A 15,469-nucleotide genomic window follows, 5' to 3' on the forward strand; every position below is an offset into this window, starting at 1 on the left:
ATAACAGATATAGGAGTATTGGTCTACATGATAAGCATAATAGTACCAACATACAATGTGAAAAAATACATAGACAGATGTTTGGACTCGATTATCAATCAAACATATTCTGACTTTGAAGTTATAATAATTGATGGTAATTCCACTGATGGTACTATTGAGCGTGAAGATTCCTGGGTAAAGAAGGACATTAGAATAAAACGTTACTTTCAAAAAAGCAAAGGCTTGGGACCAGCTCGGGATGAAGGCGTAGAATATGCCAGAGGAGAGTATGTTACGTTCATAGATTCTGATGATTGGTGGAATCTTACTTATCTTGAGAAGATGAGCAATGCTATTTTAGAGTCGAATGCAGATATTTGTATGTGTGACAGGATAAACTATCATTTTAGTTCAGATGGAAGAGTAACTAACAAATATCCAATGACTAAGCCAATTATGCAGGATGGGTCAGAATGTTATGATGAGAATCCTGAAATCTTACAGATGTTGGAAGTGAGTATAAACGGTAAGCTTTTTAGAAAAAAACTGTTTACTGAAAACCGTATAAAAACTCCTTGGTGCGCGGCAGAAGATAGGGCTGTTATGCACTATGTACTTTATAAAGCAAGAGGTATTGCGCGAGTAAGGGAGCCGTTGTATTACTATCATGCTGAACGTGGAGGAAGCCTTGTAAACACTATAAAAGCGTGGTCAACAATGGATGTTTGCCTAAATACACTCCACGACTATTTTAAAAGAGAGAACGACGATTCATTACACCAAATCTTAAGAATGATTTCTGTAGACACTGCCTTGGCTGGCGTAGATTCAATGCGTAATGTGGCTAACGGAAATATTGACGCTGAAGCAGATGAACTGATTAAAAAAATAAAGAGTTATCATACTAATAGATACCCAGATATATTTGAAAAGCAATACATCATTGGCAGCTATAGCCTTAGGCGAGAGGTATGGCTAGCCTATCATTCTTTTGATGAAATCAGAGTACATCAGCAGTATTCTTCAGTTGTAAGTTTGATGTCTTCTCCGTTGAAAGCACCTGGGGTAGAACTGAAAGATAATAATAGAAAAAGATGGTTTGAGAATGACTTTCAAAAAGGCTTCTTAACAGAGATAAAGCCTAAAACAGGCGAGTACATATTTATAGATTTTCTAGAAGAACGTTTTGATATTGGAAAAAAGGGTGATTCATACTTTACTTGGAGTGATTTATATGAAGACACGGTTACATCAGAGTGTGATGTTAAAAGAATAAGTAGACTAAGTGATGAAGCAGATGTTTTGTTCAGGGAAGCTTGTGATCGATTAATAGAAAAGCTTTTAATAGTTACAGATGCAACTCGTATAGTGCTTGTTAGAAACCGTTTGTGCAATAGAATGGGATTTTACAAGGGCACAGCTATATTTTTTAATCACGAATGGATAGAACAAATAAACAAAAAGCTAGATCGATACTATGATTACTTTATCGAAAAATGTCCAGGGGTAGTAGTGATTACACCAAATGAAAATGAAAGCTTTTTCTCCTATGAAGGTTTTCCATTCGGATGTGCACCATATCATGTGAATGATGCGTTTTATCATAATGTGGCATATGAGATAAGAAGAAAAATAATAAGCTAACACCATCCGTAAAAAAATTACGGATGGTGTTGCAAATGAAGGGAGAATCTACTAAAATCAAGATATAAATGATTTTTTATGAGGAATGTTGTCATGTTAAAAAGCTTTCAGGTGCAGAATTATAAAAATTTTAAGAACTCAATAAAAATTGACTTCGCTAATGTAGGTAAATATCAGTTTAATCAAGACTGTCTTTGTGATGGTCTTGTTTCAAAAATGCTTCTGTATGGAAAGAATGCTAGTGGTAAAACTAACCTGGGTTTGGCGCTTTTTGACATTAGAGATATTATGGGTTTGGAAAAAGTCAAGAATACCCAAACCTTTTTGAATGCTGATTCAGATAGTACACATGCTGTATTTATATATGATTTTGTATTTGACGGGATAAATCTTGAATATGAATACTGGAGAAACGAAAAAAGACAGCTAATATATGAGAAAATGACGGTTGATGGAGATGTAACCTTCGAATATGATTTTCTAACAGATGAATGCCAATTCAATATAGTTGGATTAGATGTTATGCCTGCACTTGCAGATAGGTTCAAAGAATTAAATCAAAATAATAGCGACGCTATTGAAAGAGAGAATGTACCTTTTTTAAGATGGATTATAAATAATACCGTTTTAGAAGAAAAATCATTATTGAGACAATTGGCTGATTCAATTGATGGGATGAGGTTTTTCTCGGCAAACGAAACCCTAGAGTATAATGGTAGTTATTCATATCAATCCTTTGTTGAGGCTTTGGACAATGGAAAATTGGAAGATTTTCAGCAGTTTTTAAATGTTATGGGAGTCAAATGTAAACTTTCTATCCAAAAAAGAACTGATTGGGAGAAGGATATTTATTTTGATTATAAAAGACCGATTCCATTTATACAAAATGCATCTAGTGGAACACTAAGATTAATAGATTTATATAGAAAAATAACATCATCGGTTAATGATTCGTTCATATATCTTGATGAATTTGATGCTTTTTATCACTATGAAATGGCAGAAAAGGTAATTAAATTTTTCAAAATGAATAGACCTAACTCGCAGGTTATTATGACCACCCATAATACGAATCTGATGACAAATCGACTTGTTCGTCCAGACTGCGTGTTTATATTGTCATCCGAAGGAACACTTACAGCACTTTGTGATGCTACTGCAAGAGAGCTACGAGAAGGTCACAACCTAGAAAAGCTATTTATAAGTGGAGAATTTGAAAAATATGAGTGATTATTTGTATTTAGAGAGACCTTCACGTCGAAAAATGCTTTTTATAGTTGAAGGAGTAAAAGAAAGAGATGACTTTATCCATTTGATATTTAAAGCATATCCAGAAATTAATGTTGCAGAAAACGAAATAGTTGTTTTTGGCAGTAACATATATAATCTTTACAATAAAATAGTGCAAGAGTATGACGAATGTTGGGATGAAGAGGATGTAGATTTAGCTTTCATAGTCAGCAAAATGGAGGGAAGTATAGAAGCTTCTAGAAAAGATGATTATAGAGAAATTTTTATGATATTTGACTATGAAAGACAAGATACATTTTTTACTGGTGAGAAGATACAAAGGATGTTGAAGTACTTTTCGGATTCGACTGACCAAGGAAAGCTATATATTAATTATCCAATGATAGAAGCAATACAAGATTTTGATGGATGGCCTTCTTCAGCGTACAAGGATAAAACTGTTTCTGTATCAGATTTAAGTGGTAAATCTTTTAAAGGAAAAGTAGACAAAACCTATGTTAGTTCTGTAATTAAATATCCTCAAAAAATTGCGAAAAAGGTTTCAGATGAGAGAATAAGAGAGAGAATTCTAGAATTGGACTTTTGTTCTGATAAAGCAAATGTTATGGATTTGATTTCAAATCTTAAGACTAAGGATAAAGAAGGTTGTTATCATTATATAAATAATCTTATTTGTGCGATTAAAGCGAATGAAATGTGTGGAAAGGATTATTGGGCTACAACAAGGTCTTTAATAAATGCAATAACAAGGGAATCCATCCGAAAGGCGAACTATATAACTAGAAATATATATGAAATAGAAAATCAAAAGTTACAAGATATATACAGTGAAATATCAGATATAGAAATATTAGAACTACAAAACAGAGTTAGTGAGTGTCAAGAAGATGGTTTTGTTTGGGTCTTAGCGACAATGGTGTTTTATCTTGCTGATTACAATTTTAAAATAATTGTTAATTAGCAATGGTTATGCTGTGGGGTGTATAACTATGAATATTACAATACTTGGGGCTGGTTTATCAGGAATTTCACTTGCGTATTTTTTGCAGGACAGAGATGATATTGAACACATTGATATCATCGAAAAAGATGATGATATAGCAGGACTTTGTCGTAGTATTAGAAAAGATGGCTATACCTATGATATAGGTCCTCATATTCTTTTCTCGAAGGATAAAGAGATGCTAGAGCTTATGCTCTCTGTTCTTGATGCAAAAAATGATTTAAAACGCTCTAATCAGATTATCTACAAGGGCCGGTGGGTCCAATATCCATTTGAAAATGATTTGTCCAAATTACCAAAGGATGATTTGGATTATTGTGTCAGCATGTTTAAGGCTAATCCATATAGGGGATATGAGCCTAAGAACATGCTGCAATTCTTTTTAAAGACTTTTGGTGAAGGAATAACAAATACATATTTACGTCCGTACAATGAGAAGATTTGGAAGTATGATCCATCCTTTATGGATACACAGATGGTGGAAAGAATACCTCAGCCTACCGATGAGGAAATAATGAGAAGTGCCTCTGGTGAGACAGTGGATGGTTATGTTCATCAATTATATTTTCATTTCCCAAGTGAAGGTGGTATAGAAGCAGTGCCTAAAGGATTTGCAAGAAAGCTAACTGAGAAATGTACCATTCATTTAAATGAAGAAGTATCAGAAGTATGGAAAACAGAGGATGGAAGCTTTGGTATAAGAACTAATTCAGAGAACGAGTATGTATCTGATAGATTAATTTCCACAATTCCAATACAGGCATTGAACACGGCATACAAAGCTGCTCCATCAAGTGTGGTAGAGCATGTCAACGACTTAAAATATAATTCAATAATTATTGCTTTTGTAAAAACTAAAGAAGATTTAAGTGGCGACAATTTTGCGTTTATGAATCCAGAAAAAGATATTATTTTTCACCGAATATCTAAGATGGATTTTCTAGGAGATGCTTATAAATCAGACTCAGCAACATATATGGTGGAGGTCACCTATAGAAAAGGGGATTATACAGACCAACTTAATGAAGAAGAATTAAAACATAGAATTTCCGATGGTATGGTTCGTGTTGGATTTGCGAAAGAATTAGCAGATACAACCTTTATAAACATTACTAGGCATGAATATGCCTATGTGATTTATGACCTAAAGCATAAAGAGAACATGACAGCTATCAGAGATTACTACAAAGCTGAAGGAATAGATTTAAATGGTCGTTTCGGAAACTTTGAATATTGGAATATGGATAAGGTTTTGAGAGAAGCAAAGAATATGGCTGAATCCTTTTGATAGATACTTACCTGGGGAGGTATGAGCTAATGATTATTACAAAAACACCTTTTAGAGTTAGCTTTTGTGGAGGAGGTAGTGATATTCCAAAATTTTATAGGGAGCATGGTGGATGCGTTCTTAGTACATCTATAAATAGGTATATGTATATATCCATTCATCCCTATTTTGATGAGGAAAAAACTGCCCTTAAATATTCTCGCACAGAGATTGTTAATGATATAAGTGAAATCAAGCATACAATCTTTAAGGAAGTACTAGGAGATATGAACCTTAAGGGGATAGAGATAACTAGTACTGCCGATGTTCCAAGCGGTACTGGACTTGGCTCTTCCAGCACTTTCACAGTAGGTCTTTTAAACACAATTTATTGTTACAAGGGTAAGTATGTGTCTAAGGGTAGAATAGCTGAAGAAGCATGTGATGTAGAAATCAATAAGTTGGGTAATCCTATTGGTAAGCAGGATCAATATGCAGCAGCATTCGGTGGATTGAATTTCATTGAATTTCATAAGGATGATACTGTTTCGGTAAGTCCGATTATCATGGAGCCAGAGACAAGTCAGGCACTACAAGACAATTTGATTATTCTTTACACGGGGTTAACACACGATGCTAATAAAATATTGGCAGAGCAAAAGAATAATATCTCACAGAAGGATAAGACAGATAATCTGATTCATATGTGTGGTTTGGCTCATGCTATGAAAAAATCTCTTGAGAATAATGATTTATCAGATTTTGGGGCAATTCTTGATGAGGGTTGGAAAAAGAAACGAGAATTGGCAAGTGGAATAACAGATCCTCGTATTGATGAGATGTATGAGTGTGCCATGGCAAATGGTGCGTCTGGAGGAAAGCTTCTTGGTGCAGGAGGTGGAGGATTCCTGTTGTTCTATTGTGAAAAATATAGACAAAAGCACTTGCTGGAGGCATTGAACTTACGTAGGTTCCCTTGTGCTTTTGAACATGATGGAACATCTGTTGTATATATTGGAGATAAATACTGGTAATTTGGGAGAGTGTTATTATGAGAGTAATTGTTATAGGTGGCGCAGGTTTTATTGGAAGCAATCTTTGTAAAAGGCTTTTAGAGATGGGCCATCAGGTTGCTTGTTTTGATAATTTTTCTCTGGGTAATGAGGATAATATTAGAGAATTAGAGAAAAATAGCAAATTTGAACTTGTAAAAGGTGATGCGTCAAAACTTGATGAGCTGGATGAAGTGTTTACAACCTTCAAACCAGAATATGTTTTTCATTTGGCGGCAAATTCAGATATCCAGGCCAGTGCTAGCAATCCTGATGTTGAGTACGTAAATACGTATTCTACAACTTTTCAAATACTATCTTGCATGAGAAAGCATAATATTAAGAAACTGTTTTTTTCATCGACCTCTGCAGTTTATGGAGATAAAAGAGATGTAGAGTTGGATGAAAACACTCCAGGGCTTGCTCCAATTTCCTATTATGGTGCAGCAAAGCTTGGAAGCGAGGCTTTAATCAGTGCTTTTTCATACATGAATGATATGTCTGTGTTGGTTTTTAGATTTCCTAATGTTATTGGTGAGAACTTAACTCACGGCGTTATATACGATTTTATGCATCGATTAAAAGAGGATAGTTCACAGCTACGAATTCTTGGAGATGGCCGCCAGACGAAGCCATATATTTATGTTCAGGATTTAGTCGATGCGATGCTTCAGTTTATGGAAGCACCACAGGGAGTAACACTTTACAACGTTGGTGTTGAAGGGGCGACCAGTGTTACTAAGATTGCAGATATTATTTGCGAAGAAATGGGACTAAAAAATGTCAAGTATAACTACACCGGTGGTGAAGGTGGTTGGAAAGGAGATGTTCCTAGATTTCAATATAACATAGATAAAATACATGTAGCAGGTTGGAAGGCAAAGTACAATTCTGATGAAGCAGTAAGGATTACAGTGAGAAAAAATCTGGAGGCATAATTTGAATAACTCGAAGTATGTTGCAGTGATTCAAGCAGGCGGAAAAGGTACAAGAATGGTTAGCCTAACTCATGACCAAATTCCTAAACCTATGCTTGAATTGAATGGAAAACCTATGATTCAGTGGCAAATTGAAAATGTGGCAAAATATGGGATCAAAGAATTTGTAATTATCATAGGACATTTAGGTGAAAAGATTAAAGAATACTTTGGTAATGGAAGCTCTTTTGGAGTTTCTATTCGTTATATAGAGGAGAAAGAACCATTAGGTTCTGCTGGAGCTTTATATTATTTAAACGAATTCTATTCAGATAGAGATTACATCTTGATTTTCGGAGACGTAATGTTTTGTATCGATTGGAATAGAATTATTTCTTTTCATGAGAAGCACATGGGTGATGCTACTTTGTTGGCACATCCCAATGCCCATCCATATGATTCAGATTTGTTAATCTTGGCAGAGAATGAAGAGGTTATTGGAATAGATTCAAAGAATAATAAAAGAGATTATTGGTATTCCAATTGTGTAAATGCAGGTATTTATATTTTAAGTGAAAAATTCGTAAATACGATACAAGAATTAAAGAAAACGGACTTGGAAAAAGACTTGTTGGCCCCATTAATGGGAACAGGAAAAGTCTACGGATATATTACTCCAGAATATGTTAAAGATGTTGGTACACCAGAGCGTTTTGCAAATGCATGTATAGAGCAAAAGGCAGGGGTGTGGGAGGAGAAATGTTTAGAGAAAAAACAGAAATGTATATTCTTGGATAGAGACGGTACTATCAATAAGCAGGTTGGATTGGTATACAAGGATGAGCAATTAGTCTTAGAAGAATGCGCTTCAGAGGCGATAAAACTAATAAACCAGTCAGGCTATCTAGCTATAGTTATTACAAATCAGCCAGTGGTTGCAAGAGGACTATGTGACATATCAGATGTTGAGTATATCCATAAGAAAATGGAGTCTATTCTTGGAAATGATGGAGCATATGTAGATGATATAGCCTTTTGTCCACATCATCCTGACAAAGGATACCCAGAGGAAAATCCTGCATACAAAATTGTGTGTGAATGTCGAAAGCCAAAGACGGGCATGATAGATAGGATGGTAAAGAAATATAACATTGATTTATCAAAATCTTATATGATTGGTGATACTACTCAAGACATTCAAACAGGAATAAATGCAGGAGTGAAAACCATATTAGTAAAGACTGGCGAAGGTGGGCAGGATAAGAAGTATTATGTAGAACCAGATTTTGTAGCAGATAATCTTTTAGAGGCAGTTAAACAGATTGTGGGGGAGTGAGAGATGACTGATTACAAGGCTCAAATCAAGCAGTATATAGACATGGAAAAGCAGGTATTGGACAACCTGGATGGAGAAGAAATAAATGAGGTGATGAATGTCCTTGAGAATGCAAGGTTAAAGGGGAAGCGAGTTTTTATTTGTGGAAACGGTGGAAGTGCTTCAACTGCAGCGCACTTAGAATGTGATTTCAATAAAGGTATAAGTTATGACCAAACAGTTAAGTATGATATTGAATGTTTGAGTGATAATGTTCCTATGCTTATGGCTATTGCCAATGATATTGGATACGATGATATTTTTGTTGTTCCACTCCGAAATAAGTTGAAGTTAGGCGATATTGTAATAGGAATCTCTGGTAGTGGTAATTCCACTAATGTTATTAAAGCTTTTGAATATGCCAACAGTATAGGAGCGGATACTATAGCACTAACAGGTTATAGCGGTGGTAAGCTGAAAGAGATATCAAAATACAATATACATGTTAATATCGATAATATGCAGATAGTTGAGGATATACATCTTGTGTTAAACCATATGATGATGTTCATTTTGTCGGGAATGAAAGGATGCTAAATTGATGGAACCTAAGGTCACAGTTGTAGTGCCATCTTTTAATGTTGCTCAGTATATAGGTAAATGCTTGGATAGTGTCTTGGGACAGACTTTGAAAGATATCGAGGTCATAGTTGTGGATGCATTTTCTACAGATGGCACCCGGGAAATAATAGAAGAGTATATGAAGAAGGATACCAGAGTGACCTTGGTTGATGACATTAAGAAGAGCACTGGTTATTCTAAAAATGTGGCAATTGATATGGCTAAAGGGGAATATTATGCCATTGTAGAGTCAGATGATTACATTGAATTAGATATGCTGGAAAAGTTGTATCAGGTAGCAGAGAGAACTGGAGTAGATTTCGTAAAATCTAATTTCAGTTCTTTTATTGGAGAGGGAGAAAATAGATATGACTTTCCAAAAACAGTTGCGTTGAATAGCAATGATTACGAGAAGATTCTTAATCCAAGGGAATATATGGGATGCTTTAAGTGGGTTATGTTTGAGTGGCTTGGTCTTTATAGAGTAGATTTTTTAAGAAAGTACAACATTCGACATAATGAAACCCCAGGAGCTGCCTTTCAGGATACAGGTTTTTGGTTTCTTACATTTGCATATGCTACAAAAGTCTATTTGATGAAGGATAGTTTCTATCATTATAGGTCAGATAATCCCTATGCATCTGTCAAAGATCCAAAAAAGACAATGAATGTTTGCGTGGAATATGAATATATTCTTAAAGAGATTTCAGAGGGGCAAATTGATTTTGAAAAATTAAGGACTCCATACTGTCGAGGTTTTTTCTATGATAATTGTATGGCTTTGAAGCGTATTGATGAAGATCTTAAACCGCAGGTTATTCATAGAATGAGGCAGGTTTTGACAGAGTATTATGATAAATCTGTAAATAGAAGTATTTTTTATGAAGATGAACTAAAGAAACTTGACATGTTACTGCGTTCAGAGGAGGAATACTTATCTGTCGAGAAGGCAGAGGATGAGGAGCGAATAAGACGAGAGAAAGAATTAATATCCGCGATAACAGGGCGCGATTATATATATATTTATGGTGCGGGAAGCTATGGCGCAAATCTTCATTATTTCTTATCTACACGTGGATATGATATCAAAGGATATATAGACAGTGATGTTAGAAAACATGGACAGAAGCTTAATGGCAAGGTGATTTTTTCTCTTGAGGAGTCAAAAAGTGGGGTTGCTAATCCGCTTTATTTGGTGGCGAATCGCGAGCATAGCGGGGAAATATATGATTACTTGATAGAAAATGGAATAGAACCAAGTAAGATTTATATCTGTGATATTGATAAATGCGTCAGACTGTTAATTTAGAAGTCAATTCATGAAAGGCGCTTTTGGAGGGAATAATATGCGACCAAAAGTTTCAATAATAATGCCATCTCTTAATGTGGCAGATTATATTGGAGAAGCTATTAAAAGTGCCAGAGAACAGACAATAAGAGATATAGAGATAATATCTGTTGATGCGGGGTCTACGGATGGAACTGTTGATATTATTTCGAAGGCTGTTGCTAAAGATGACAGAATTATCGCTTTGCAAAGTCCAATAAAAAGCTACGGATTCCAAGTTAATATGGGGATAGAAAAGGCTATTGGTGAATATATAGCAATACTTGAAACCGATGATTTTATCTCGCTAGATATGTGTGAAATACTTTATAAAATTGCATCGAAGGAGGATTTGGATTACGTGAAGTCTGATTACGATGCATATATAACAGATGCTTATGGAGAAAGAGTTTTTACAAGACGAAATATAACCGATAATAAGTTGTTTTATCAGTCAGTGTTTGTGCCAATGGAACACCCTATAGAAATGTCAAATGATAGCTATCTATGGAATGGAATATATAAGACTTCATTTTTAAAAGAAAAAAGAATAAGATTTTCAGAAACCTCAGGGGCAGCATTTCAAGATGTGGGGTTCTTACATAGGGTAAAGGCGGTTGCGAAGCGAGTAAGATATGTAGACCAATCTTTGTATAGATATTGTACAGATAGAGATGGAGCATCATCAAATACAGGAAAATCCTTGATTTATTTACGACAAGAATATGGATTTTTAGTGGATGCTATTAGCTGCGATGATGAGAAAAGACTGCTATATACAAGGATGGCAAGGGCATTTTGTAGAGCGTGCATGGAAAGTGCAGAAGATTTTTTGGAAAGTGTTCAGGGACGCGAGATTCTGACTTGGTTTGTTGATTTGCTCCATATGGCGAGTTGTGACGGACATGTAAGTTACGAAACTTTACCTGATGCTTTAAAGATGACTTATAAGAGTGTAACTGATTCTATTGATAAGTATGTAGAATTAAGAAAAAATCGTAAATACGAATTTAAAAAATTCTTGACGGAAGGTTCTCCGATAATAATCTTTGGCTGCGGAATATATGGCCGAGAGGCCGAAAGATATATTAGAGAAATTGGATTCAAGGCAGAGTATTTTATGGATAACGCTGAAAGTACATGGAATACTACGGTGAATGGAATTACCGTTGTTTCACCGAATAAGCTTGTGGAGTTAACAAGTGATGCAAGAGTAATAGTTGCAAATGAGAAGCATGGTCAGGAGATATATGAACAAATAAAAAAGATGAATTCTAAGGTGAAGGTTATTTTTTATTAGTCTTGAAGCGGGATATATGAGGTTTTGTATGGCTGAAAAGAAAAAGGTTGTCGTTTGGGGCACAGGCAGAAGAACTGCCATGTATAGAAAATGGTTAGAAGAAAACTATAAGATTGTAGCTTATGTGTCGACTAATTCGATCAAGGGAGCAATCTACGGTGCAAAAGTTGTAGATCCAACAGAGATGGAAAGTTTGGATATGGATTATATTCTGCTGACTGTTGAGGTTGCTGATATAGAGAGTGCTAAGCAGCAGATTGCGGGTTTAGGAAAGGTTTATGCAGATAAATGTGTCACTATAAATGAACTAGATTCGCAGACGGCAGAAAGTGATTATTTGGAATTTACCAACAAAAGGCAGCTTAAAGTAATAAAAGAAATCCTTTCTGCAACGGATAAGGAAATATCAGATTACGATTGGATGTATTCACGAGTTATAGAGTATGGTTTATTCTGTTTTGATGAGGAACACTGGCATGAGGCAGACGAAAAACTAAACTGGGCAGTATATGGATTGCAGCAGGTGCCAGAGGAATTTGCGCAGTTTTGTTGTAGGCTCTCCGTTTTGAAAATTCAGACAGCGGCAGAAGTAGGTGTGTATAGAGGCAGAAGCGCATTCTTTATATGCTCAATTTTGGCACGTAAGAACGTGAATCTAAAATACAAGATGATAGATATTGCCAATAGGATAGATGATTACGAGTTGTTTAAGAGTGTTCTTCCTCAGTTGGAATTATGTATTCCAGCTACATCAGATGATTATAGGAATGAGAAATTTGATTTTGTGTTTATAGACGCAGATCATTCCTATGATGCATCAATTAAGGATTATGAAAATATGGGAATAGCAGCGAAGGTTTTGGTTGGATTTCATGATATCTATGCACATGAATATGATGATGAGAATGGTGGAGCAGTTAGGACCTGGAATGAGGTGCTTGAACGAACAAAAGATAGGAAACACTGGATTTTTTCTAAATATCCAGACCAATGGATGGGAATAGGTTGTGTATTAATGTAAATTGGGGGAACGGTTATGCCAAAAATATATATAGCGGGAGCGCATTCTCGAGGCATTTCAACAGGACATTATTTAAAGTATTTGGATCCATCTGTGGAAATTATTTCGTATCTATATGATAATGACGAAGAAAACCCGTCAGAGGTGGATGGGGTTCCTGTATGTAGAATTAATGAGAATTCCAAGCTGGATGTGGATAAAACGGTTTACATTGGAACACGTGGTGTAAATCAAGAGCATTTAACAAAGACATTGCTTAAATGCGGCATGAAATACATCATTCCTGTGGATGTCCGGCTGGACATGGAACTTCGAAATAATTACTTGAAGAAGTACTATGAGAATCAAAATCGTAAATACGATAAAATCTATGAGCTCCCAGCTGGTGAACATGATACTACTAAGAATGTTACCATCTATGTAGCTAATTCAATATTTGATAAGGAATTAAAGTCGCACTATTCATTTTTGGATATGGAGAAAAAAATCCAAGTTGGAGCATCTCTAACAAGTGACAGAATAGATGCTGTATTTTTTGATAATACTGGTGAAAATATCTCTGCTAAAAACAAGCAATTCTGTGAGCTTACAGCGTTGTATTGGATATGGAAAAATGCCAAGGATGATATCGTTGGCTTGGTACATTACCGCCGCCATTTTATTCTTCCAGAAAATTGGATTGAAATAATGGAAGAAAATGATATAGATGTAATCCTCCCAGTTCCTTTATATGTTCATCCAAATGTAGAAGCTAACTATTGCAATAGGCATGTAAAGAAGTATTGGGATTTGATGTTGGAGTACCTAAAGGAAAGAGATGTGGCTGAATATGAATCAGCAATAGAGTATTATAAAAATTCAGGTCTTTATAATCCTTGCAATATGCTTATAGCCAGAAAAGAAGTATTTGATTCATTATGTGAGTGGCTATTCCCAGTATTGTTTCACGTTGCTGAGCAGGGCGGAGTTATAGAGGATAATTACCAAAATCGCTATCCAGGATTCTTATCCGAAAGATTAATCACTTTTTTCTTTGAGAGAAATAGGGATAAGTATAATGTTGTGTTTGCAGATAAGAATTTTTTGGAGTGAGGAAACTGTAAATAAATTAATAAGTTGACAACTTGCTTTCTAGCCTCCATAATCAAATTATGGAGGCTATCTTTATGTCTAATGAAAGAAATGCAGGCCGAAAGCCTACAATAACCGATGAACAATTAAATGAAATAAAAGAGCGTTACGAGAATGGTGAAAGTCTCAGTAGCCTTGCTTTGGAACACGGGGTGACTCGCCAGGCCTTGCACAAGAGATTGCAAGCTAAGGCTGAACAACCTGTACAAATTGATTGGATTGTTGATGGTGAACGAGTATCTACCTTGCAAGTAGATTTTCACAAAAGAGGTCTAGTGTTATCTAATTATGTCATGGAGATTTCCAAGCTTCCATTTGGATTTAATAATAATCCTACCTGGCAGCAGTTTGCCAGTCTTCTAGAAGAAAAGTATTTTATGGATAGGGGAGTGGATGAGCCGGGAACATTTCTTTTTACAGACGGTAAAAAGGACTTTTCAGTGGATGAAGTGATAGACATACAGACTGATGATGTCAGTAAAATCCCTGTTTTTCAGTTTCAAAAGAAGGACCTTATTCTTACAAGAACTGATACTGACGGTTATCAGATGAAAGCATTGTCTTTTGACAGGAAATTATTTATAAAATCCCAGGCAGTCATCTCAGGTGTTGAGATGCGAGATTGGGCGGTTGAAATTATAGCGTCAGACCTTGCTAATCAGCTAGGAATTCCATGTGTGCAGCAGCATCAATGTAATTTTGCATTTGGTAATCGCAAATGGGATGGAGTTTATTCCAAAAATTTTGAGATTGATGGATATACTTTTTTATCCTTTGAATCCTTGATAGCTACAAAGCATCTATCAACAAAGGACGATTCCTTTATAAAGAGGGGAAGCATCGAGAAATTGAAATGGTGTGCATCGCAGCTTTCTGAAATAGGGAGCTTACCTTATGAGCAAGCAGAGAAATATATGGTGGATTTGGCGGTTATAGATTGTCTTGTGGGGAATGTGGATCGTCACACTAGAAACTTTGGGTTGTTCTTCAATTCTAACAAAGGGGACTATTCCATCCCATTAATCTTTGATAATGGAATGGGGCTGTTCGAGCACGATTATTATAGGGACAATTACAAGACTTTTGATGAGGCTATGAATAATGTATATGTGGCGCCGTATGGGAAAGACCCTTTTGAATTCTTGGAGGAGTTGAACGATGCTTTCCGTCTTAAGCAACTATACGCTGGAATAGATGAAATAAAATATTTGGATATTTTAAACACGTCATTTTCAAAAGAATACGAAAGGAGGATGCAGCAGCTATGGCAGAAGTTAGATTAATAAACAACCTTAAGGGCATACTATATTATATCGATACACCTCTTATGGATTTCGAGATTAAGAATCGTGAGCTAGTAAAAGCCGAGGATTTAAGCCAGGGTAAACTGTATCCATGGGAATTGGCAAAGCTTGGCGTGTCCTACGGAAGCTTCAACCAGTTTTTCCAGCGTCGAACCATGCGTGAGGGCTGCATGTTTTACAGAGAGCACCTAAAGGCTCTTGGCATGGATAAAATGGATTTTGATTTATATATCAGGAAGAATAATGGGAATAACCATCTTGATAATTACTGGGTGATGTTTGAAGATGGCGGAGCGAAATGCTTTGGGGATTTGTAATCCGATGAGAAAATGAA

The 15,469-nt window shown here is 35.7% G+C and carries 14 protein-coding genes; all 14 read left to right on the forward strand.

The annotated features are described in order from the left end of the window. Positions 1-27: 27 nt before the first annotated feature. On the forward strand, positions 28-1,626 hold the full coding sequence (locus BLR54_RS06985) for a glycosyltransferase (RefSeq protein ID WP_090418706.1): 1,599 nt from the start codon (positions 28-30) through the stop codon (positions 1,624-1,626). Between the two features lie 93 nt (positions 1,627-1,719). Continuing rightward, the gene (locus tag BLR54_RS06990; protein WP_090418709.1) at positions 1,720-2,856 is read left to right on the forward strand and encodes an AAA family ATPase; all 1,137 of its coding nucleotides are present in this window, start codon (positions 1,720-1,722) and stop codon (positions 2,854-2,856) included. Continuing rightward, positions 2,849-3,838 (forward strand): hypothetical protein, encoded by a 990-nt coding sequence (locus BLR54_RS06995; protein WP_090418711.1) that lies wholly within the window; start codon positions 2,849-2,851, stop codon positions 3,836-3,838. The genes BLR54_RS06990 and BLR54_RS06995 overlap by 8 nt, the downstream gene beginning before the upstream one ends. Positions 3,839-3,866: 28 nt before the next feature. After that, positions 3,867-5,168 carry a protoporphyrinogen/coproporphyrinogen oxidase gene (locus tag BLR54_RS07000; RefSeq protein ID WP_090418714.1) on the forward strand — a complete coding sequence of 434 codons (1,302 nt, stop codon included), beginning with the start codon at positions 3,867-3,869 and terminating at the stop codon, positions 5,166-5,168. A gap of 29 nt (positions 5,169-5,197) precedes the next feature. Further along, positions 5,198-6,181 (forward strand): GHMP family kinase ATP-binding protein, encoded by a 984-nt coding sequence (locus tag BLR54_RS07005; RefSeq protein ID WP_090418717.1) that lies wholly within the window; start codon positions 5,198-5,200, stop codon positions 6,179-6,181. A 17-nt stretch (positions 6,182-6,198) separates the two neighbouring features. Beyond that, positions 6,199-7,137: an NAD-dependent epimerase/dehydratase family protein gene (locus BLR54_RS07010; RefSeq protein WP_090418720.1), complete on the forward strand. Its 939-nt coding sequence runs from the start codon at positions 6,199-6,201 to the stop codon at positions 7,135-7,137. A 1-nt stretch (position 7,138) separates the two neighbouring features. Next, positions 7,139-8,452 carry an HAD-IIIA family hydrolase gene (locus BLR54_RS07015; protein ID WP_255396685.1) on the forward strand — a complete coding sequence of 438 codons (1,314 nt, stop codon included), beginning with the start codon at positions 7,139-7,141 and terminating at the stop codon, positions 8,450-8,452. A gap of 3 nt (positions 8,453-8,455) precedes the next feature. Then, complete coding sequence (locus BLR54_RS07020) at positions 8,456-9,028, forward strand: SIS domain-containing protein (protein WP_090418723.1); 573 nt, start codon at positions 8,456-8,458, stop codon at positions 9,026-9,028. A gap of 4 nt (positions 9,029-9,032) precedes the next feature. Beyond that, positions 9,033-10,361 carry a glycosyltransferase gene (locus tag BLR54_RS07025; RefSeq protein ID WP_090418726.1) on the forward strand — a complete coding sequence of 443 codons (1,329 nt, stop codon included), beginning with the start codon at positions 9,033-9,035 and terminating at the stop codon, positions 10,359-10,361. A gap of 37 nt (positions 10,362-10,398) precedes the next feature. Further along, positions 10,399-11,679 (forward strand): glycosyltransferase family 2 protein, encoded by a 1,281-nt coding sequence (locus tag BLR54_RS07030; protein ID WP_176761881.1) that lies wholly within the window; start codon positions 10,399-10,401, stop codon positions 11,677-11,679. Positions 11,680-11,707: 28 nt separating this feature from the next. Next, positions 11,708-12,700: a class I SAM-dependent methyltransferase gene (locus tag BLR54_RS07035; RefSeq protein WP_090418732.1), complete on the forward strand. Its 993-nt coding sequence runs from the start codon at positions 11,708-11,710 to the stop codon at positions 12,698-12,700. Between the two features lie 15 nt (positions 12,701-12,715). Continuing rightward, positions 12,716-13,792 carry a DUF4422 domain-containing protein gene (locus tag BLR54_RS07040; protein WP_090418734.1) on the forward strand — a complete coding sequence of 359 codons (1,077 nt, stop codon included), beginning with the start codon at positions 12,716-12,718 and terminating at the stop codon, positions 13,790-13,792. Between the two features lie 74 nt (positions 13,793-13,866). Then, positions 13,867-15,114 carry a HipA domain-containing protein gene (locus tag BLR54_RS07045; protein WP_176761882.1) on the forward strand — a complete coding sequence of 416 codons (1,248 nt, stop codon included), beginning with the start codon at positions 13,867-13,869 and terminating at the stop codon, positions 15,112-15,114. Beyond that, on the forward strand, positions 15,096-15,452 hold the full coding sequence (locus tag BLR54_RS07050) for a hypothetical protein (protein ID WP_090418740.1): 357 nt from the start codon (positions 15,096-15,098) through the stop codon (positions 15,450-15,452). Before BLR54_RS07045 ends, BLR54_RS07050 begins: the two co-directional genes overlap by 19 nt. The last annotated feature ends 17 nt before the right edge of the window (positions 15,453-15,469 follow it).

The sequence above is a fragment of the Pseudobutyrivibrio sp. YE44 genome, from assembly GCF_900104335.1.
Classification (GTDB): Bacteria; Bacillota; Clostridia; order Lachnospirales; family Lachnospiraceae; genus Pseudobutyrivibrio.

Bases quoted from the DNA above. Each gene is read 5' to 3' on its own strand.
- BLR54_RS07050 (WP_090418740.1), top strand. From the start codon at position 15,096: ATGGCAGAAGTTAGATTAATAAACAACCTTAAGGGCATACTATATTAT.
- BLR54_RS07030 (WP_176761881.1), top strand. From the start codon at position 10,399: ATGCGACCAAAAGTTTCAATAATAATGCCATCTCTTAATGTGGCAGAT.
- BLR54_RS07040 (WP_090418734.1), top strand. From the start codon at position 12,716: ATGCCAAAAATATATATAGCGGGAGCGCATTCTCGAGGCATTTCAACA.
- BLR54_RS07025 (WP_090418726.1), top strand. From the start codon at position 9,033: ATGGAACCTAAGGTCACAGTTGTAGTGCCATCTTTTAATGTTGCTCAG.
- BLR54_RS07020 (WP_090418723.1), top strand. From the start codon at position 8,456: ATGACTGATTACAAGGCTCAAATCAAGCAGTATATAGACATGGAAAAG.
- BLR54_RS07035 (WP_090418732.1), top strand. From the start codon at position 11,708: ATGGCTGAAAAGAAAAAGGTTGTCGTTTGGGGCACAGGCAGAAGAACT.
- BLR54_RS06985 (WP_090418706.1), top strand. From the start codon at position 28: ATGATAAGCATAATAGTACCAACATACAATGTGAAAAAATACATAGAC.
- BLR54_RS07045 (WP_176761882.1), top strand. From the start codon at position 13,867: ATGTCTAATGAAAGAAATGCAGGCCGAAAGCCTACAATAACCGATGAA.
- BLR54_RS06990 (WP_090418709.1), top strand. From the start codon at position 1,720: ATGTTAAAAAGCTTTCAGGTGCAGAATTATAAAAATTTTAAGAACTCA.
- BLR54_RS07005 (WP_090418717.1), top strand. From the start codon at position 5,198: ATGATTATTACAAAAACACCTTTTAGAGTTAGCTTTTGTGGAGGAGGT.
- BLR54_RS07000 (WP_090418714.1), top strand. From the start codon at position 3,867: ATGAATATTACAATACTTGGGGCTGGTTTATCAGGAATTTCACTTGCG.
- BLR54_RS07010 (WP_090418720.1), top strand. From the start codon at position 6,199: ATGAGAGTAATTGTTATAGGTGGCGCAGGTTTTATTGGAAGCAATCTT.
- BLR54_RS06995 (WP_090418711.1), top strand. From the start codon at position 2,849: ATGAGTGATTATTTGTATTTAGAGAGACCTTCACGTCGAAAAATGCTT.